This is a genomic window from Helicobacter rodentium ATCC 700285, from assembly GCF_000687535.1.
Lineage (GTDB): Bacteria > Campylobacterota > Campylobacteria > Campylobacterales > Helicobacteraceae > Helicobacter_D > Helicobacter_D rodentium.
In genome coordinates this window covers 1-20,338 of record NZ_JHWC01000004.1, presented here as the reverse complement: position 1 = coordinate 20,338, position 20,338 = coordinate 1, and the positions used below count along the sequence as shown (strand labels likewise).

At 36.4% G+C, this 20,338-nt stretch carries 20 protein-coding genes and 1 pseudogene; 14 read left to right on the top strand and 7 right to left on the bottom strand.

The annotated features are described in order from the left end of the window. Positions 1-88: 88 nt before the first annotated feature. Genes rplI through BS85_RS0103760 form a run of 5 tightly spaced genes read left to right on the top strand, consistent with a single transcriptional unit; the run spans position 89 to position 4,367 of the window. Positions 89-535 carry a 50S ribosomal protein L9 gene (gene rplI / locus BS85_RS0103780; RefSeq protein ID WP_026943631.1) on the top strand — a complete coding sequence of 149 codons (447 nt, stop codon included), beginning with the start codon at positions 89-91 and terminating at the stop codon, positions 533-535. Next, positions 535-1,068: an ATP-dependent protease subunit HslV gene (gene hslV, locus BS85_RS0103775; RefSeq protein WP_026943630.1), complete on the top strand. Its 534-nt coding sequence runs from the start codon at positions 535-537 to the stop codon at positions 1,066-1,068. The genes rplI and hslV overlap by 1 nt, the downstream gene beginning before the upstream one ends. Before the next feature lie 26 nt (positions 1,069-1,094). Then, a complete protein-coding gene (gene hslU / locus BS85_RS0103770; RefSeq protein WP_026943629.1) occupies positions 1,095-2,417 on the top strand; it encodes an ATP-dependent protease ATPase subunit HslU in 1,323 nt (440 codons plus the stop codon). Between the two features lie 17 nt (positions 2,418-2,434). After that, entirely contained in the window at positions 2,435-3,370 is a 936-nt protein-coding gene (gene era / locus BS85_RS0103765) for a GTPase Era (protein WP_051604674.1), read from the top strand. 22 nt (positions 3,371-3,392) lie between these two features. Continuing rightward, entirely contained in the window at positions 3,393-4,367 is a 975-nt protein-coding gene (locus tag BS85_RS0103760; protein ID WP_051604685.1) for a L,D-transpeptidase family protein, read from the top strand. A 40-nt stretch (positions 4,368-4,407) separates the two neighbouring features. On the opposite strand, the gene gatC is transcribed toward BS85_RS0103760, so the two are convergent. Both gatC and BS85_RS0103750 read right to left on the bottom strand, forming a co-directional pair. Continuing rightward, the gene (gene gatC, locus BS85_RS0103755) at positions 4,408-4,698 is read right to left on the bottom strand and encodes an Asp-tRNA(Asn)/Glu-tRNA(Gln) amidotransferase subunit GatC (RefSeq protein WP_026943626.1); all 291 of its coding nucleotides are present in this window, start codon (positions 4,696-4,698) and stop codon (positions 4,408-4,410) included. Further along, on the bottom strand, positions 4,695-5,327 hold the full coding sequence (locus BS85_RS0103750) for a TetR/AcrR family transcriptional regulator (protein ID WP_034551123.1): 633 nt from the start codon (positions 5,325-5,327) through the stop codon (positions 4,695-4,697). The genes gatC and BS85_RS0103750 overlap by 4 nt, the downstream gene beginning before the upstream one ends. A 233-nt stretch (positions 5,328-5,560) precedes the next feature. Here BS85_RS0103750 and BS85_RS0103745 point away from each other — a divergent pair, with 233 nt between their 5' ends. The 7 genes from BS85_RS0103745 to ung are packed head-to-tail and all read left to right on the top strand — an operon-like array spanning position 5,561 to position 11,362. Beyond that, a complete protein-coding gene (locus tag BS85_RS0103745; protein ID WP_026943624.1) occupies positions 5,561-6,034 on the top strand; it encodes an RNA pyrophosphohydrolase in 474 nt (157 codons plus the stop codon). Next, positions 6,034-7,239, top strand: coding sequence for an aspartate kinase (locus BS85_RS0103740; RefSeq protein ID WP_026943623.1), 1,206 nt, complete (start codon positions 6,034-6,036; stop codon positions 7,237-7,239). The genes BS85_RS0103745 and BS85_RS0103740 overlap by 1 nt, the downstream gene beginning before the upstream one ends. A 10-nt stretch (positions 7,240-7,249) precedes the next feature. After that, complete coding sequence (locus BS85_RS0103735) at positions 7,250-7,795, top strand: HobA family DNA replication regulator (RefSeq protein WP_026943622.1); 546 nt, start codon at positions 7,250-7,252, stop codon at positions 7,793-7,795. 12 nt (positions 7,796-7,807) lie between these two features. After that, entirely contained in the window at positions 7,808-8,485 is a 678-nt protein-coding gene (locus BS85_RS0103730) for a DNA polymerase III subunit delta' (RefSeq protein WP_051604673.1), read from the top strand. A gap of 18 nt (positions 8,486-8,503) precedes the next feature. Next, a complete protein-coding gene (folP, locus tag BS85_RS0103725; RefSeq protein ID WP_034551121.1) occupies positions 8,504-9,655 on the top strand; it encodes a dihydropteroate synthase in 1,152 nt (383 codons plus the stop codon). 9 nt (positions 9,656-9,664) lie between these two features. Continuing rightward, on the top strand, positions 9,665-10,645 hold the full coding sequence (locus BS85_RS0103720) for a hypothetical protein (protein WP_026943619.1): 981 nt from the start codon (positions 9,665-9,667) through the stop codon (positions 10,643-10,645). A 15-nt stretch (positions 10,646-10,660) separates the two neighbouring features. Next, the gene (gene ung / locus BS85_RS0103715) at positions 10,661-11,362 is read left to right on the top strand and encodes a uracil-DNA glycosylase (RefSeq protein WP_026943618.1); all 702 of its coding nucleotides are present in this window, start codon (positions 10,661-10,663) and stop codon (positions 11,360-11,362) included. On the opposite strand, the gene BS85_RS0103710 is transcribed toward ung, so the two are convergent. Then, positions 11,346-12,599: a DUF2130 domain-containing protein gene (locus BS85_RS0103710; RefSeq protein WP_026943617.1), complete on the bottom strand. Its 1,254-nt coding sequence runs from the start codon at positions 12,597-12,599 to the stop codon at positions 11,346-11,348. The two genes, ung and BS85_RS0103710, sit on opposite strands and share 17 nt — an antisense overlap. Before the next feature lie 233 nt (positions 12,600-12,832). Here BS85_RS0103710 and BS85_RS0103705 point away from each other — a divergent pair, with 233 nt between their 5' ends. After that, positions 12,833-14,338, top strand: coding sequence for a phosphoethanolamine transferase (locus BS85_RS0103705; protein ID WP_026943616.1), 1,506 nt, complete (start codon positions 12,833-12,835; stop codon positions 14,336-14,338). Between the two features lie 61 nt (positions 14,339-14,399). After that, positions 14,400-14,903, top strand: a complete 504-nt coding sequence (locus BS85_RS0103700) for a DUF4149 domain-containing protein (RefSeq protein ID WP_034551118.1) — start codon at positions 14,400-14,402, stop codon at positions 14,901-14,903. Here BS85_RS0103700 and BS85_RS0103695 read toward each other — a convergent pair. The 4 genes and pseudogenes from BS85_RS0103695 to BS85_RS11705 all read right to left on the bottom strand — a co-directional run. Then, positions 14,878-17,175 (bottom strand): PD-(D/E)XK nuclease family protein, encoded by a 2,298-nt coding sequence (locus BS85_RS0103695; RefSeq protein ID WP_051604672.1) that lies wholly within the window; start codon positions 17,173-17,175, stop codon positions 14,878-14,880. The genes BS85_RS0103700 and BS85_RS0103695 overlap by 26 nt on opposite strands. A 42-nt stretch (positions 17,176-17,217) precedes the next feature. Then, positions 17,218-19,164, bottom strand: coding sequence for a transketolase (tkt, locus tag BS85_RS0103690; RefSeq protein WP_026943613.1), 1,947 nt, complete (start codon positions 19,162-19,164; stop codon positions 17,218-17,220). 11 nt (positions 19,165-19,175) lie between these two features. Continuing rightward, positions 19,176-19,763 (bottom strand): bacteriohemerythrin, encoded by a 588-nt coding sequence (locus tag BS85_RS0103685; protein WP_026943612.1) that lies wholly within the window; start codon positions 19,761-19,763, stop codon positions 19,176-19,178. Between the two features lie 324 nt (positions 19,764-20,087). After that, positions 20,088-20,338: pseudogene (locus tag BS85_RS11705) on the bottom strand (hypothetical protein); the annotation flags it as partial.

Below are 20,338 nucleotides of genomic sequence, written 5' to 3'. Positions count from 1 at the left end.
TTTTGTCTGTCATAAAGTTGGAGCATTTAAAACTTAGCAAAAATCTGCTACAATACTACCCATACAATACAATGCCAAAAGGAATGAAATGAAAGTTTTATTATTGCAAGATGTTAAAGGTTTAGGTAAAAAAGGTGATATTTGTGAAGTCAAAGATGGTTATGGAAGAAATTTTTTAGTTGGCAAAGGATTGGCAGATTTTGCCACAAATGAAGTGATTAATCGCTACAAAGCGACACAAAAAAAAGCGGCGGAAATGGCAGCAGAGGAAAAATCTTTAATGGAAATGACTGCAAAAAAAATCTCTGAAATTGTAGTAAAAATCATTCAAAAAGTAGGGGCAAATGGCTCACTTTATGGTGCAATCACCAAGGAGGATATTGCAGAAGCACTTGCAAAAGAGCATCGCATTGAAATAGACAAAAAAACGATTGAACTAAAAAGCCCCATTAAATCCACAGGAATTTATGAAGTAGAAATTAAGCTTGGACACGGAATCCACGCAACTTTAAAAGTTGATGTAGAGGCGCAATAATGTTTGAGGCAACAACGATTCTAGCTTATAAAAGCGACAAGGGGGCAGTGATTGGCGGTGATGGGCAAGTAACTTTTGGAAATTGCGTTTTAAAAGGAAATGCGACAAAGATTCGCACTCTCTATGGAGGCAAGATTCTAAGTGGTTTTGCCGGAAGCACTGCAGATGCTTTTACGCTTTTTGATATGTTTGAGCGAATCTTAGAGAATAAAAAGGGTGATTTACTCAAATCTGTAATGGAATTTTCCAAAGAATGGCGTAAGGATAAATATTTAAGACGCTTAGAAGCAATGATGATTGTGCTAGATAAAGAACATATTTTTATCTTAAGTGGCACAGGAGATGTTGTGGAACCAGAAGATGGCAAAATCGCAGCCATTGGTAGCGGTGGAAACTATGCCTTAAGTGCCGCACGCGCATTAGATAGATTCACCAATGCTTTAACGCCAAAGGAGATTGTATTAGAATCCCTTAAAATTGCAGGTGAGCTTTGTATTTATACCAATACAAATATTAAAATTTTAGAACTCTAGGAATTATCGTGAAAAATGTAACAGCAATGACACCCAAAGCCATAGTAGAATATTTAGACGAATACATTATCGGACAAAAAGAAGCTAAAAAAATCGTGAGTATCGCACTTAGGAATCGTTACCGCCGACTACAACTTCCTAAAGAGATTCAAGAGGAAATTATGCCAAAAAACATTCTTATGATAGGCTCTACAGGGGTTGGTAAAACAGAAATCGCAAGAAGAATGGCAAAAATGATGGGATTGCCCTTTATTAAAGTAGAGGCTAGTAAATATACAGAAGTGGGTTTTGTTGGACGTGATGTAGAATCTATGGTGCGTGATTTGGTGGTTGCTTCCATTAATCTAGTTAAAGAGGAACACCGCCACAAAAACACAAAAGATATTGAAAAATATGTATTGGATAAAATCATTGAAAAGCTAATCCCTCCTCTCCCCAAAGGAGCAAGTGAGCAAAAAATTGAAGAATACGAAAATGCAAGCAATAAAATGCGCACCAAAGTGCAAAATGGGGAAATGGACCATCTAAAAATTGAAATTGAAATCCCTAAAAGAGCCTTTGAGATTGAAGATAGCAATATGCCAGCAGAGTTTGCAAAAGTGCAAGAAACAATCGCAAAAGTCTTTATCGCCTCCCCCAAAGAGAATCCCAAAAAAGAAGTAACGATTCAAGAGGCAAAAGAATTGCTTAAAGTTGAGGCGAGTGAAGCCTTGCTTGATTTGGAGGCTATCAAGCACGAAGGGCTTAAACGTGCGGAAAATAGCGGAATTATCTTTATTGATGAGATTGATAAAGTTGCAGTAAGTGGCAATGGGCAAAGTCGTCAAGACCCAAGCAAAGAGGGTGTGCAACGCGACTTACTGCCGATTGTAGAAGGCAGTGTTGTAAATACCAAATATGGCAGCATTAAAACAGACCATATTTTATTCATTGCAGCAGGTGCTTTTAGTCTAAGCAAACCAAGCGATTTGATTGCTGAATTACAAGGACGATTTCCATTACGCGTAGAATTAGATAGTTTAGACGAAGAAGCACTTTACAAGATTCTAACTCAAACAAAAAATTCCATCTTACGACAATATGAAGCACTCTTGGGTGTAGAGGGCGTAACTTTGAAATTCAACGATTCTGCAATTCGGGCTTTAGCGCATTATTCCCAAGTAGCAAACGAAAAAACAGAGGATATTGGGGCAAGACGCCTACACACGGTGGTAGAACAAGTGATAGAGGAAATTAGCTTTGAAGCAGAAAACTACAAAGGACAGGAAGTAGAAATTACCGAATCGCTTGTAACAGAAAAACTAGAATCCCTTGTGGCAGATTCTGATGTTGCGCGTTATATTTTATAGGTTTTTGGAATCTACCATTGGAAAAACTCAAAAATCACTCCTCAAACACACAACAACCACCCTATAAATCCGATTCCACAAGGGCTGGATTTGTAGCAGTGCTTGGACGACCAAATGCCGGCAAAAGTAGCTTTTTAAATGCGATTTTGGGAGAAAAGTTAGCACTTGTTTCTCATAAAGCAAATGCTACACGCAAACGAATGCACTTAATTTTTATGGAGGGTGCAACCCAAATTGTTTTTGTAGATACACCCGGAATCCACAACCAAGAAAAGCTACTCAATCAATATATGCTCAAAGAAGCAATGCGAGCAATGAGCGATTGCGATATTTTATTGTTTTTAGCCCCCGTTACAGATAAAATCAGCTACTACGAGGATTTTTTAAAACACGCAAAAAAACCCCATATTCTATTGCTAACCAAAATAGATTCCGTCTCCAAAGAAGCACTTTTTGAAGCAATTAAAACTTATGAAAAATATCAAAAAGAATATCAAGCCCTCATTCCTATTTCCATTAAAGATTTGGGTAGTTTAAAGCGAGTAGCAGAAGTAGTTGCAAATCTTATGCCCATAAATCCTTATTACTATGACCCCGAAATATTAAGCCCAAATACAACAAAAGAAATCGCAAAAGAAATGATTAGAGAGGTTGTATTTGACAATCTTAGCGATGAATTGCCTTATGAAAGCGATGTACAAATCACACTCTATAAAGAAAAGCCACACCTTCATCACATCAAAGCTACAATTATTGTGCATAAAGAAAGCCAAAAAGGTATGGTAATTGGCAAAGGCGGTGCGACACTTAAACGCATCGGACAAAAAGCGCGTTTAAAACTAGAATCTTTCATACAACAAAAGGTTTTTTTGGAAATTTTTGTAAAAGTCGTTCCAAGTTGGTGTAAAGAGCGTGAAAATCTTAAAAAAATGGGGTATAATTTTGAGGATTAATTATAAAATTACGGGAATCTTTATGAAAGTTTGTAAAATCTTTGGATTATTTTTAGCAATTTCGGTGGCTCAAGCAAGTGATTTTGAATGGGTAAAGCTCTATAATGAGGGCGGAATCAAAGCATTAGAACGCAAGATAGAATCCGTGATTCAAAATCGTGCATATTGGGAAGAGGCTTTGAAATCACAAGATACGCGTTTTGGCTACTATGAAGATTTGCAATATTTGTTTGTTGCTAGTAAAAATTCACCCACATTAAAACTCTATGTGTTAGAGAAAAACAAGTGGGAGGAAAAACTAAACACCAAAAGTTTGGTAGGCTCCAAAGGGGGACACAAAGAAAAAGAAGGGGATTTAGCCACACCGATTGGCGTTTATACGCTTAATGCGCGTTTGACAAATTTAGACCAATATTATGGACCCCTCGCATTTAGCACAAGCTACCCTAATCTATTTGATAGACTTCAAAAACGCACGGGATACGGCATTTGGATTCACGGAATGCCTCTCAATGGCAACCGCGAAGAGTTAAATACACGTGGTTGCATTGCAATAGAAAACAATCAACTCTCTTTTGTGGATTCCATTATTCATTACAGAGATTCTCTGCTTATCACCTATGAAAACACACCCAAAGAAGTAAGCAAAGCGGACTTAAGCATACTCCTAGCAAGTCTCTATACTTGGAAAGAAGCTTGGAAAGTCAATAATGTGGAAAAATATTTAGAATTTTACAGCCCTGATTTTATCCGCTTTGATGGAATGAGATATAATGACTTTGCACAAAACAAGCAAAGAATCTTTGCAAAAAAAGAATCCAAACACATTGCGTTTTCTAAAATCAATATCTCGCCCTATCCCAATGAAGCAAATAAAAATTTATTTAGAATCTCATTTTTTGAAGACTATAAAGCACCAAGCTACAATTTCCACGGCAAAAAAGAACTTTATGTTGAGCTAAAAGATTCCAAAATGCAGATTCTAGTGGAACAATAAAAACCGCTGCTAAATTCAGTGGTGCTTTACACAGCCTTTATTACTCAATAATCTTTGGCACGATAAAGAAATTATCCTCTGCGCTTGGGGCATTTTTAAGAACATCTTTTGCGATTTGCGGTTTGGATTCTATAATATCTTCGCGCATAGGCAATTTAGAATCTAGCGGATTAAAAGAAGCAGGAATCCCATCTAAGTCTAGTTTATTAATATTTTCTACAAAATCCACAATCTCGCTTAAATGGCTCTTTGTCTCCTCTAATTTCTCTTCTTCTAATGTGATTCCACCTAGTTTTGTTAGGCGATTCAATAAAGCAACATCTATTGTCATTTCGTCTCCTTGTTGTTTTTAAGATACAGCATAAAAATCTCAATGGCACTCTTTAGGCTAGATTTAATTTCTTGTTTTTTGGGTGGTTTATAGTCGGGGTCTAGCAAGGGATAGAGAAAATAAGGCTCAACAATCAACCGAACCAACAATCTAGCATATTCTTCAATCTCATTCTTTTTGATATCTAAATGGTATTTGTCATTATAATATTCAATTCCCTTAGAAAAAAAATAATTAACATCGGCTGCGGATTGATGAAAAGCTTTTATGAGATTCGGACTTTTATGAGCTTCTATTATGGTTAATCGCATAAGAGCAATATTATTTTTTTTTAACATTTCCTCAATCAAACACAAGCCGATATTATAGAAATACTTTTCCACATTCAAATGGGAATCCACATTTTGAACAAAAATTTCTTTTAGTGTCTCAATAAAATTTTTATGGTTGGATTCTATAACTTTTTGGAACAAATCCTCTTTATTATTAAAAAACTTATAAATTGTTGCAAACGAACCTCCTGTCCTCTCAATAATCATTTGCAAACTTGTCTTTTTATAACCATATTTTAAAAACAACTCACTCGCAATTTTTAAAATCTCCTCTTGTCGTTGCTGAATCTTTTGCATTACTCTTTCTTTTGATATAGATAAATTTCCCTCTTGGGATTTTTTATTTAAAGGATTAATTTTGTCTTTTTACTTTTTTAAGATTATCTTCGTAATCATCATTCAAAAGTTATCATAAATTTTAGCCAAAATTAAAAAATTGCGATAATTTTATAAAAAAAGAACTTAATATCAACTACATTTAAAAACTTTTAAATTATTATTCCCGAGATGATTTTTAAAAGGAGTGGCGAGTGAAAAAAGAAACCAAAACTTATAGACCCAATGTCGCTGCTATTATCCTTTCCCCTAAATATCCGCTAGTGTGTGAGCTTTTTATCGCGAGTCGCACAGATATTAAAAATGCGTGGCAATTCCCTCAAGGCGGAATTGATAAATCTGAAAGCCCAAAAGAAGCATTGTTTCGCGAATTAAAAGAAGAGATAGGAACGGATAAGGTTGATATTGTTGCGGAATACCCTGAATGGATTAGTTATGATTTTCCACCACAGGTTGTTGAAAAAATGTATCCCTATGATGGACAAATCCAAAAATACTTTTTGGTGCGACTACAAAAACAAGGAAAAATTGACATTGATACAGAAAAACCGGAATTTGACGCATATAAATTTGTCCAACTAGGAGATTTGTTTAATCATATCACTTATTTTAAACGTCCTGTGTATAAACAGGTTTTGGAATATTTTAAAAGAAAGGGTTATTTATAATGTTGATTGTTCAAAAATATGGCGGAACAAGTGTTGGAGATTGTGAAAGAATCCAAAATGTTGCAAAACGCGTAATTGAATCCAAAAAAGCAGGTAATGGCTTGGTAGTCGTTGTATCTGCGATGAGCGGGGAGACAGATAAGCTACTAGGCTATACAAAGTTTTTCTCAAGGCTTCCCAATACGCGTGAAGTGGATATGGTGCTAAGTGCTGGAGAGCGCGTTACAAGCGCATTACTTGCTATTGCGCTAGAAGAGCTAGGCTACAAGGCAATCTCTCTAAGTGGTAGAGGGGCTGGAATGATTACAGATTCTTCGCACACAAAAGCAAGAATAGAATCCATTGACACAACGCGATTAAATGATTTACTTGCAAAAGATTATATTGTCGTGGTTGCAGGATTTCAAGGCGTTACAGAGAAGGGAGAGGTTACAACACTTGGACGCGGTGGAAGCGATTTATCTGCGGTAGCACTTGCAGGGGCATTGCAAGCCGATTTGTGTGAAATCTACACCGATGTAGATGGCGTTTATACAACCGACCCGCGCATTGAACCTAAGGCTAAAAAAATTGATAAAGTTAGCTATGATGAAATGCTAGAACTCGCTTCTATGGGCGCAAAAGTGCTGCTCAATCGCTCGGTTGAAATGGCAAAAAAACTCAACGTTAATTTAGTTACAAGAAATAGCTTCAATCACAACGAAGGAACATTAATCACAAAGGAAGAAGAAATTATGGAACACCCAATCGTAAGCGGAATCGCATTAGATAAAAACCAAGCAAGAGTAAGTATTTGCAATGTAGAGGACAGACCCGGAATCGCAGCAGAAATTTTTGGTGCATTGAGTGAGGCAAACATTAATGTAGATATGATTGTGCAGACAATCGGGCGCGATGGCAAGACAGATTTAGACTTCACGATTCCAGAAGTAGAGCTAGAGAACACAAAACGCGTTCTAAAAGCATTTGAAAGCAATGTAGAAAGCATTGATTACGATAGTGATATTGCAAAAGTTTCTATTGTAGGCGTAGGTATGAAATCCCATAGTGGTGTTGCGGCAAAAGCTTTCCAAGCCCTTGCAGAGGATAATATCAACATTATGATGATTAGTACAAGTGAAATTAAAATTTCTATGATAATCCGCCTAAAATACGCTGAACTAGCGATTCGCACTTTGCATAGCACATACGAACTAGAAAAATAGCGATCATTTTATGCAAGATTTATCTAGTTGGACATTACAGGCTTTGCGTTATGATGCAAGCCACCCTACTTGGCTTGAGGAGCGTAAATTTGAGTGGATTCCATTAGCAAAACGTGCCTTACAAAGAATCTTTAATGGCGATAGTCTCATCTTAATCACAGATAACGATAGAGAATGGTTTATGCACTATGTTATGCAGTCTATAAACCGCTCCAGCAATCGCCCCTATGTGCCAATAGTAAGCATTCATTCTTTCTTTCCACAACTAGACAAGACACGCAAAAACGAAACCGATATTGCCCTCATTAATGACTATTTAGATAATATCTTTTCTCAAAAATATTTTTTTTGGTATGTGGGTCATAATGATACTACAAGGGCAAAACTTGCGTTAAGCCACGAGGATTGTTTTTTATGGATTTTTGATACACAATTACAAAATAGCTTCACCTTGCAATCTACGGATTCCTTAGTGGATATTAAATTAATGCAAATGTATAGAATCTTTAATCTAACCTTAGAAGCTGCGATGTTTGGGCGCGTAAATTTGGGTTAAATTGGGACTTTTATGCAAAATTCTAGTGTAGATTTTACCCAAGCCACCCCACAGACAAAATCTCAAATTGGACATATTTTGCTTGTGAACAATCCTATTGAAGAAGCAAACAGATGTTATGATCTTCAAAATCCTCAAAATTATAAATTATTTTGTGCAGAAGAGTTAAATATAGACATTTCACGCGCAATTATTGATGAAAGCTACATTGCAAATGAGGGAGTAAAAACAATTTTAATTGCGGCAAATTCTTTTAATATTTATGCACAAAATGCACTTTTAAAGATATTAGAAGAACCTCCAAGTGGTGTAGTATTTGTTTTATATGCCAAAATGAAATCTCTCCTTCTGCCCACAATTCGCTCAAGATTGCCCATTTTAAATCATACAACAAAACAAAAATTGCCTCATTTTACCTTAGATATTCGCACATTAAATTTGGAAAAAATCTATTCATTTCTAAAGGAAAAGCAAAAGGAAATAAACGATACAAATCTAAAAATAGAGATTCAAAGCTTATATTTAGATGCTCTTAAAAGTGGATTGCATTTTGACTTAAAAGAAACAATGACTTTTGAAAGCGCACTTAAATGGGAAAAACAACGCGAAAAACCTCACAATATCCTTTTGGTTTTGCTCTTGCTTATCTTACGCAAGAAAAGGCAACAATTTGCAAACCAAAATTTCTAAACTCCCTAAAGGATTCAAATGGCTTTCGTGCAATACTTAGAAAATTCAGAATTGGAACTAAAGCGTTTAAACTGCGATGCTTTAGGGTATGCGATTCTACGCAATAAAGATAGAATCTTTCACTTTTTAATCCAAGATTTAAAAGCCCCCGCGGCAAATATTTTAAAACAAGAAGCCTTAGCGGTTGGCGCAGATTTTGCCTTACCAAGGGACGCGATTCTTTATAAAAAAGAGTTTTACAATGGAATCTTAATGCTAACGCGCTCCCAAAGCAAGGCATTGCTAAAAAAACTAAAAATGCAACCCTTTGGGCTAAAACAAGTTGCGCAGACTTTAGAATCGCATTTGCATTTTCATACATTAACGCCCAAAATTATGGGTATTATCAACACAACTCCCGATAGTTTTTATGGCGATTCTAGGAAAAGCGGCAAGGAGGCGAACACAAGAATCCTAGAAATGATTAAAGAGGGAGTGGAGATTATAGACATTGGCGCAGCAAGCACACGACCGGGAAGTGCGTGGGTGAGCGAGGAAGAGGAACGGGCGCGTTTAAAAGGCATTTTAGAATTTATTAGACAAGAAAAAATCTATGAGAAAATCACACTAAGCATTGACACCTACACACCAAATATCGCAAGAGAATGCCTAGATAATGGCTTTCAAATTATTAATGATATTACAGGATTCCGCAATACTGCTATGCTTGAAGCCGTGCGAGGCTATGATTGCGAATGTGTGGTAATGCATATGCAAGGCAATCCAAAAGAAATGCAAATCAATCCATATTATGAGAATCTTTTTTTAGAGGTGGATAGCTTTTTTGAAAGCCGCATTGCGGCATTAAAGGAATGTGGGATTCAAAAAATCATTCTTGATGTTGGAATCGGATTTGGCAAAACTTTGGCACACAACTTAACGCTCCTTAAGCATTTGGGGCATTTTTTACATTTTGGTTATCCGCTTTTGGTGGGAGCAAGTCGCAAAAGCCTCATTGATAAAATCACGCCTTGTAGTACAGAGGAGAGGTTAAGCGGGACTCTAGCCATTCATTTAGAATCCCTAAAAAATGGTGCGAGTATTATCCGCTGCCACGACACTAAAGAACATATCCAAGCCTTAAAAGTGTGGCAAAGCATTCAAAATGCGGATTCAACAATCCAAAAATAAGGTAGCCCAATGAATAGACGCGAAATTATTTGGCAATTAAGCCAATATGGACACTCAAAAGAAAAATTAGAAAGTATGACGATGTCAGACTTAGCTAAACTATTCAAGAAAACTAGCAAAGATAGGATAATGGATTATATGAACGCATTGCAAGCAGATAAAGAACACGAAATCATTGCAGAAGATGATACAAACTACATTAAAAGCGCAATGGAATTAGTCTATCACGCCATTTCAGTAGAAGAAATCAATTTTGCGATTCTTTATGATGCGATAGAAAAAATTTTTGAAAAATATGATTTAAATGAAACAATAGAGCTTGTTTTATCTCAATCTAGCGATAAACAATACAAACAAATGACGCAAATTACAGAGGTAGCTTATCGCGCTTACCAAGAAACCCTTTTGGATAGAATTGAAAAATTATGTGAATTTTATCCAGCTGAAGAACGATTTGAGCAACTTAAATTCTATGGAGATAGGCGAGAGGATGTCAATTTTCTACGCGAAAGTATTGCAAATATGAATGCTCAAAACAATCAAGAACGTTTAAGTAAAATTGCCCTCACCAAATACGACATTATTCGCGATTATTTTCCCGATTCTATGTATGAAAATTATGAAGAATTTTATGAGAACGAGGAAGAGAAAAACGATATTATTGAGCGCATTATGGCATTAACGAAAGCCTATACACGACCGGTTTTAAAAGCTAAAAAATTCCAAGTCTTATCCCACATTGAACGCGTATTGCTTGAAGACCGCAATAGGGAGAAAGAGGAAAAAGCCCTCATTAAACAATATACCAAAAAAATTGGAGATGTGATTTTAAGTGAAGATGAATTGGCTTTTGCTATGGTGCTTAAAGAGGCATTAAGCGTGCTAGATGAACGCGATGTTGCGCGTATTGTTGGGAATTTTGACATCTCAAGCAATCCTATTTTATTGCAACGTTTTAATGTCATTATGCGCGATAATCGCAGAAGCTAGACTAAAGGGAATCCATTGGAATCGCAGATTAAACTTGAAAATATCCAAATAGAACAAGGTTGGAAAGAAGTCTTGAAAAATGAATTTCTATCGCCTTATTTTGCAGAGATTAAGGCACATTATTTGGAAGCAAAAACAAGCGGTGCGGTGATTTATCCTCCCGCTAAACTCACTTTTAACGCCTTTAATCTCACGCCTTTTCATCAACTAAAAGTCGTGCTTCTAGGACAAGACCCTTATCATCAACCCAATCAAGCAATGGGGCTATCTTTCTCCGTGCCACAAGGCGTTAGGATTCCGCCCTCACTGCAAAACATTTACAAGGAATTGGAAGCGGATTTAGGGATTCCACAGGCAAAAAGTGGGGATTTAACCGCGTGGGCTAAAGAGGGAGTGCTGCTTTTAAACAGCATTTTAAGCGTGGAAGCAGGTAAGCCCACCTCTCACCAACATTTTGGTTGGCAACAATTTACCGATGCTGTGATTGCAACCATTAGCACACAATGCAATGGAATCATCTTTTTACTTTGGGGAAATTATGCAAAAGCCAAAAAGACTTTGATTGACCCCACCAAACACTTTATCCTTGAAGCCGCACACCCCTCACCCTTAGCGCGGAGCGGATTTTTAGGCTGTCGGCATTTTTCAAAAACCAATGCGATTTTGACGCAACTTAGCAAAAGCCCAATTAATTGGAATCTCAATCCTCCTCTTTAAAAGGAATCTCTAACACTCTGACATTTCCTATCGCATTTCCTGCAATTCCTTTGACAGAGCCATAAAAATCAATCGTATTTTCAAGCACTTTTTGGATTTGTTTCTCGCGTTGTTTCCACAACTTTTGCATTGCGCGTTTTTCGGATTCCAAATCACTTTGCATTTGCGTAAATCCCTCCACAATCGCCTCAATTTGCATTTTAAATTCGGAACTTGTGAGATATTGATAAAGTAAGCTCATTTTATCCTGCTTATTTTCTTGGGATTTTTGCACAATTTTCACTCTTATAACACCCTCCCTTAGCACTACACAAAGAGCCTTAAACTCCTCAAAAGTGCAAATCCACACCCCCTCCAATAATCCCATTCGCTCTAGCTCCTTTGGCATTGTTTCACTCACAATCACCCCTATATCTACATTTTTCTTGCGCATATCGGCTTTAAATTTTTCAATCCAAGCGTGTTGAAAATCTTTTGTGCGCTTACTTTCATAATAAATCTTGCCACAATTTGGAATCTCTCTTGTATGCACAACCTGCACACAATCCCCTCCATAAGCTCCTTTTTTAATCTCTGTAATATCATCTAAAGGAAATTGTGTCTGCAAATATTCCTCTATTGCTAACTCTTGAACCTCTCCTTGTAGTTGCTGCGAACCAAGCTCTGCTTTTCGCTGCGCTTCTTGGAGCTGTTTTTTAAGCCCCTCTAACTGCTGTTCCTTTTCGCGGAATCTTAGCTCATTTTGCGATTCCATTTCCTTAGAGATTTTTTCTTTAAAAGCTGCCATTTCTTGGCTCAAACGCTCTTGGGCTTGGGCTTTGATTGTGGATTCTATCTCCTCTTTTTCTCTTTTTAACTTCTCAATTTCTATTTTACTTAAATTTAAATCCTTGACTTGATTGGATTTTTCCTCTAATTCCTTTTGCAACGCATTTAAGGATTCTTGATATTCTTGCAACATTTCTTTCTTTAAAGATTCTTGAAGTTTTTGCTTCTCTTGCTTTAGGGATTCTTTGGTAGCTTGTTGAACTTTTTCTTGCAAGGATTCTTTCTCTACTTGTAATGCCTCAAAGGCTTGTTGGTATTCTTTTCTTTTTTGTGCAATTTCTGTTTCAAATTGCTTTTTGGATTCTAAATTTTCTTGATAAATTTTTTGCTCAATTTGATGATATACAATCTCTTGCACATCAATTCGTTCTCCGCAATTTGGACATTTTATGCTCTTTTCTTGATTCATTTTTACTCCTAATTTTAATTATTATAACCTAGATTTTCAAAAAAGAAAATCCCTTTTGGATTTTGTTGGCAAAATGTATTATAATTCCGCCTTTAAGATAAACATTAAGGACCAAAAATGCTTTACAAAAATCCTCCCCCCCCCCGACAAGGATAACATTTCATAGCGCATTTTCTCACTTTTTCTCTTTTTTAAATCCCAAGCAACCCTTAAAAATCTCGTAGCTTTCCTTTGTGATTCTCGCAAGTCTTTTCATTACTTGTTTGAATTTCCCTCTCTTTTCCTATGTTTTTAACGCAGGAGAAAATCTCCAAAACTTTCTCCTCTTTTCTTTTCTTTATTTTTTTCTTTTGGTTGCGAGTTTCGCACTTCTTTTTCTACCTTATCTCGGAAAAATCCTCCTCACTCTTTTAATCCTACCCACTGCCTTTTGCGTGTATTTTATACACAATTTTGGAGTAATTATTGATACTTCAATGCTGGAAAATGTCCTGCAAACAGACACAAAAAAAATTCAAGAACTTTTGTCTTTTAAATTTTTGCTCTTTGTTTTTATTGTGATAGTGCTTCCTCTTTCTTGTATTTATAAAATCCAAATTGAGTTTAAGAATCCAAAAAAGCAGCTAATGTTACAACTTACCACATTTCTAACCTCTCTTACAATCGCAGCAATAATCTTCTCACTCTCAAACGCTTGGCTTATTCCATTTTTACGCACTCATCAGCAAATACGATTTTTCAACACACCTTTTTATCAAGGTTACAGCCTCGTAAAACTCATCAAAGGGCGGTATTTTACTCACAAAGATTTTAGGATTCTAACCACAAGCGCGAGTTTAAAGAATCCAAAGGATAAAAAACTGCTTATTCTCGTAGTGGGCGAAACTGCAAGGGCGCAAAACTACTCTTTTGGAGGTTACCTAAAGAATCCTACAAACCTCTACACGCAGTCAATTCCAAATCTCGTGTTTTTTCCAAACTTCTATGCCTGTGGAACTTCCACGGCAATTTCCTTGCCTTGTATGTTTTCTTATTCTAAGCGAACCCAGTTTAAAACAAACGAATTTACAGAAAATATCTTGGATATTCTCCAAAAAGCAGGAGTTTATATCACTTGGCTTAGCAACAATTCAGGCGGCTGCAAAGGCGTGTGTGATAGATTGCAAGAGCGTTATCTTTTTGCAGAAAATTACGATGGATTGTTAATAGACAAGGCAAAAGAAATGCTAAAAAACCAAAATCCAAATCTCCTACTAATTCTTCATTTGCAAGGTTCTCACGGACCTTCTTATTTCAAAAGATACCCAAAGGAGTTTGAGAGATTCCTCCCCACTTGCAAGACAAACAACCTCTCGCAATGCTCCCAAGATTCCATATTCAATACCTATGACAACACGCTTCTTTACACAGATTTTCTGTTGCAAAGCCTCATTCACACATTAAACAACCTCCAATCCTCGCACAAAGTCGCCCTTTTGTATCTTTCAGACCACGGGGAAAGCTTGGGCGAAAATGGAATCTACCTGCACGGAATGCCCTATTTTATAGCACCTAAGGAACAAACACACATTCCTTTTATCTTTTGGAGCAATAATGAAAAACTAAACAACCTTGCAAAACAAAGGCATTCCAAAGAGTATTCCCACGACAATCTTTTTAGCACTTTGCTTGGATTCTTTGAGGTTCAAATGCAAGAAAACCTCTACGAATCCCATTTGGACATCTTTGCAAATCCATAAAAAATTCTTGGGCAAATTAAAAATCTTTTGGTTATAATTCAACAAAAATTAAAGGATTTTTATGCAAGGATTTTTTAGATTGCAACCCTATTTTTTAGCCTTCTATCTGCTTTTTCTAGGCGTTACGCTTGGTGCGTTAATTGCTTGTGGGGCTTTGAGTGCGCCCTCTATTTTTCGCGCTTCTGCTATTGTGCCGGGTTTGGAAATGACACTTTTTCAATCAGGAATCCTAATGACAAGCATTTTTGTAAAATTGAATATCATCTTGAATCTTGTAGCAGTTTTTATTCTTTTCTATGAAATTTTATCTTTTCGCGTAAGTGGAGCTAGAATTGCACCTTTTCTTGGCTTAATCAGTATTGTTTTGATTTTCCTTTTTACGCTTTACTACACTCCTTACATCTTACAAGCACAGAGTTTAGGTGAAGAGGGAATCGCGAATGTGGCTTTTGATAGTATGCACAAGCAATCAGTCTATGTATTCAAAGCTCTAATGGCAAGTCTATGCCTACTCTTTATTATAAGAGTTTTAGGCGCAATTAATAGCGGTTACAAAGATAGATAAAATCACAATATCGGCACACATCGCGTTTTGGTGTTAAAGTGAAATTCATCTCTTTGGATTCCTCTTTAATCGCCTCTAGCTTTTCTTGCAAAACTTCTATCTTGGCTTTTAAATCGTATTCACACAGAATTTTTGCATTATACAAATCATAAAATCCTGCAAAAACCTCCTTAGAATTAGCTAATGACTCTATTGCACCTTTTTGAATCGCCAAAACATAAAGAGGCAATTGAAAGTCTATGGCTTTTTCATAATTTTTGGATTCCGCCTTTAAATTACGCTTGTATTTATAATCCAATACGCAAACCTCATCGTCTTTTCTATCTATCCTATCTATACGCCCTTTAAGTGCGAATCCTGCAAACTCAAAGCAAAAATCTTGCTCAAAAGCAAAAGGAATCCAGCCAGATTCTAAACGGACTTTTTCGTATTCAAAGAAATTCTTTAAATATTTTTCAGCTAAGGCACTCTCAAAAGATTCTTGAGCGGTATCACTTTTTCTAAGCTTTTTGCAAACTTCATTATACATAGAATCTATTGAATACTCTTGAGATTCTCTATACACTTCATTTAATATTTGGTGGATTTTGCTACCGATATTGACTTTGCTTGTTTCTGCGCCTTGAAATCCCAAGACATAACGATAATAATATTTGCGCTTACAACTCAAAAGGCATTGCAAACTCGTTGCACTAAAAGAACTTGCTCGTAAAGGAGCGATGATTTCACGCTCTTGATAAGCTAATGCCTTGCCGCTTAAAAAATATTCACTATATTGCAAACTTGCTTTCAAAGTAGATATGTTTTTAAAGATAGAATCCTCTAGCAAAAAACGCGAAGGCTTGGTTTCTTCATTATTCACACACATAATCCACACTTCGCGACTTTTTTGTAAAATTTGCGCATAATAATGCTTTTGCAAATCCTCACGATTCTTGGGGGTAGGCAAACCTACTTTTTCCCGAATCGCAGTATTTAAAAATAAATCTTTATGATTGAAATTTGGCACATTTTCAGCATTAAACTCTGGAATAATGACATAATCAAGGCAAACACCACGTGTCTCTAAAATTCCCATTACATTAATGCGCCCACCGCCAATGTCATCAAGCTGAACTTCCTCTATCATCTCCAAAAAGGCTAAAATTTTCTCCTGCGTATTTAAGGGCGTTAAGTATTGTAACGCAAAATCAAACTGCTCTAAAGCCTCTAAAAACTTTGTATGAACCTCTTGTAATTCCTTAGAATTTACCTCTAATGTTCGCAAAAATTCTTTAAAAGAATCAAAATTCTCAAATTTCGGAATAGACACCAAAGAATAAACTTCCTCATCATTCTTATCCAAAGCCGAATTTTTCTTTATTTGATTCTTTAAAGATTCCTTGAGATTCCGATATAATGTAGAATCTTTTAAAGTATTTCCCATTGCGTAGTTGAAATTACGCATTTTATCAAAAAGTTGTAAATATTTAGCAAACTCTTCATTAGGCAAAATGATACAAATTTGTTCTGGCATCACCCCCTGCCTCAACCAAGAATCAATTTGAGCAAAAATTCCCCCTACTTCTGCTATTTTATCTCTAAACTCTAACACTTGAATCTGCGATTGCCTCTCTTGAATAAGAGGAAATTTTGTATTATCCAAACTAAATTCATCACAAAATAGCACGATTTCATAAAAGCCCAACCCTAAAGATAGACAAAAAAGTTTTTCATAATATTCCCGATTAAAGGAATCCAAAGTAATCCTAAAAGTAATGGGCAAATGTTTAGAAATCTCACGAAATACCCGCATTTCAAATCGGCTTAAGAATCCCTCTAAATGAAGAATAATCCCACTAAATTCACTTAATAATTCAAAAGTGATTTTATAATCCTCTAAGAAATATTTATCAAAAAAACGATTCTCATTTAAGTTTTTCTGATAGCTTCCAAAAACCCTCTTTAAAACACTTAAATGGTCATCATAAAAGGCATAAATATCCAGCTTTTCCAAAGAATCTATAGATACGCATTCTGCGACTAACTCATCATAAAATTTTAGAAAAAAAGTGGAATTGAGTAAAAATTGTGTGAAATTCTTAGCAAAACTACCCAACTTTTGTGTATCTTGATAATTTTCTTGGATAGCTTGATATAGATAAAAATTGCGCAAAAAAGGCGGAATCTTCCGCTTTTTATCCACCCTTAAAACAAAATCCAAAAACTCCGCAATACTCTTTGTAGTAGGCAAAAAATTATCAGTATAATTTTGCGCAAAAAAATGCTTCATTGCACGGGTATTTGAAAAAAGATGAAGACTCCCCAACCTTCTCTACCCCAAACGATACTTCGCAATGCGAACAACATTTTCCACACTAAAGCCAAAATGCTTAAATAACTCCTCTCCTTTGCCACTTGCGCCAAAGCCAGACATTCCAATCACCTCATTAGCAAAAACAAACCATTCCAAAGCACGACTTGCCTCAATGGCTATCACTTTGCCTTTCAACAAAGAATCTTGATATTCCTTGCTTGTTTTTAGAAATAAATCATAACTTGGTGCGCTCACAACTTGTGTAGCAATCTCCTCTTCCTCCAATTTATCCGCACTTTTCAATGCTAACTCCACTTCGCTACCACTTGCTAAAAGTGTAATCTTTGGATTCTGTGCGTCTAGCTTAGAGGAGCATTTTAAATATGCTCCTTTGCTAACATTTTCTTGACTGACACTCTCCAAAATTGGTAAATTTTGACGACTCAAAACAAAGGCACAAGGACCCTCTATTGCAAAAGCCACTTGCCAACAAGCAATATTTTCAAAGGCATCGCAAGGACGGAATACATTTAGATTTGGCATAGAACGAAAATGACTTAACTGCTCAATAGGCTCATGTGTCGCCCCATCTTCTCCAACACCAATAGAATCGTGCGTCCAAATATAAAAAACCTTGCTTTGCATTAAACTCGCCACCCTTACGCTTGGTGCTAAATAATCGCTAAAAACAAAAAAAGTTGCACAAAATGGCAAAAATAAACCATAGTTAGAAATTGCGTTACTGATTGCTCCCATTGCGTGTTCTCGGATTCCAAAATGAAAATTATTTCCCCTTGGAAAATCACCCTTACCTTTTAATTCTGTATTATTAGATGGTGCTAAATCTGCACTTCCGCCAACAAATCCGGGTAAAGCTTGTGCGATCGCATTAAGAATCATTCCATTACTTGCGCGTGTTGCGATTGTTTTGCCCTGCTTTTTTTGTTCTTCAAAGCTAGGATAAATAATTTTGCTAAAATCTGGCTTTAACATTTCCTCCAAAAGAGACTTTTTGCTACTCTTTGCAAATGCCTTATTCCACTCAAGATTTGCTAACTCTCCCGATTCAGCAGTATTTTTAAAACGAATCCTAGAAGAAGGCGGAATAAAAAACTGCTCTTTTGGATTAAACCCTAAAGATTCCTTGGATATGCAAATTTCCTCTACCCCTAGAGGTGCTCCGTGTGCTTTATGCGAACCACAAAGACTTTGAGAACCTTTGGCAATTTGTGTCCTTGCAATAATCAACACAGGTTTAGTCGCATTTTTTGCTTTTTCTAATGCAGTATCAATTTCTATAAAATTATGCCCATCTATGCTTAATACTTCCCAATTTTGTGCTTCAAATCGCGCTTTGACATTTTCACTCATTGCAACACAACAATCCCCCTCAATCGTAATGTTGTTGGAATCATAAATTAAAATTAAATTATTCAAACAATGATGCCCAGCAAGCGAAGCAGCTTCATACGAGATTCCCTCCTCCAAATCGCCATCACCACATAGACAATATACTTTATGATTAATCAACTCCTCCCCAAGCATATTTTGCGCTAATTTTCCCGCCATCGCAAAACCTACTGCATTAGCAACTCCCTGTCCAAGAGGTCCTGTCGTAATTTCAACTCCGGGAGTATGCTTATATTCTGGGTGTCCGGGAGTTTTAGAATTTAATTTGCGAAAATCTTTTAAATCCTCTAAAGTTATTTCAAATCCCCACAAATGCAGTAGAGAATACACAAGCGCACTTGCGTGTCCTCCGCTGAAGACTAATCTATCCCGATTAATCCATTGTGGATTTTTCGGATTCAACTTGATATGTAGCCCAAGCACCACCGCAATATCTGCTAACCCCATAGGAGCTCCGGGGTGTCCGCTATTGGCATTTTGCACCATATCTGCGCAAAGAAAACGCAAAGCATTTGCCATTAACACATATTCATTTAGCTCATCTTTATCTAACATTCTTGTATTCCTTATTGTTTTGGTTGAATGGCTTGTTTGCAAACCTTGCAATTAAACACTCCACCCGCACGAATCTTTTGATCCACTTCTACTGGCACATAATGCACTTTGTTGGGGCAACTGCAGGTGTATTCAATTTTTCTATCCCCTAAATTCGTAGGTATTTCTGTATTTTTTGATTCTACTGGTTTTGCTTGAGGAAGCGGACAAGTGTTGCGACGGAATTTTTCAATTTGCATATCCTCTTTAATGATATGCTCCAAAAGCCAGTTTTTTGCAATTTTTGCAATTTCATCTTTTAAGCCATTGAGGTTCTGCACCTGCATTACTGCGCTTACCATATCCTTAATGATTTCTTGATGTCTCACCCTATGAGCTTCCAAACGAGGAAATGAAATGGATTGCATATATTCCTCCTCATCTTTAAAATGCTCTTTTGTGTATTCTAGCAACTCACGCAAAACCCCAATCACTTCCTCTTTGCTAGATTTTTTTTCCGTCATCATATACGCACGACCCGCAATTTCAAATAACTTCTTATGTTGAGCATCAATTTTTTCATTATGCACACTAATTTCTTTGCTCCAAGATGGCAACATTATTAACCCCTTTCTCATGCATAGCAACAATGAAATTCAATTAATTTTACTACAAGATTACTTAATCTTTTTATATTTATCTAATTTTGTTTCTTTGCTACACTTTAGTATGCAAACTCACCTGCTTCAACATAAGCCACCCACTTCGTCCTTGTGATTCTATCTATAAGAAGTCATAGCAATCTATAATGTAGCATACTTTAGATTTTGCAATGGAATCTTAACTCTATCTCTTATATTCCTCTTTTAACTTACGCGCTTTGCGTATAAAGGCAAGAATCCCCCCCCCCCGCAGAGATAGAAGTAAGGAAGGCTTCTCCTAGTTTATAAGAGAAATGGTTTTTGATTTTTTTTGTTTTTGTGTTTTAGAATCGTAAGTAGAATCTTAAAAGGAAGTTTAGAGATTCCAAAAAGAGATTTAGAATCTTGGATAAGGATTTGTCCTAGTTGGTAGTTAAGATGATTTTGGATTCTTGTTGTTGCTGTGCCAAAGAGGATAGATTCAAGATGAGTGATGCGTTCTTGGAGAGGATTTGGAGCTGGAGCTACTTGAGGAGTTAGCTTTGGAGATTTTA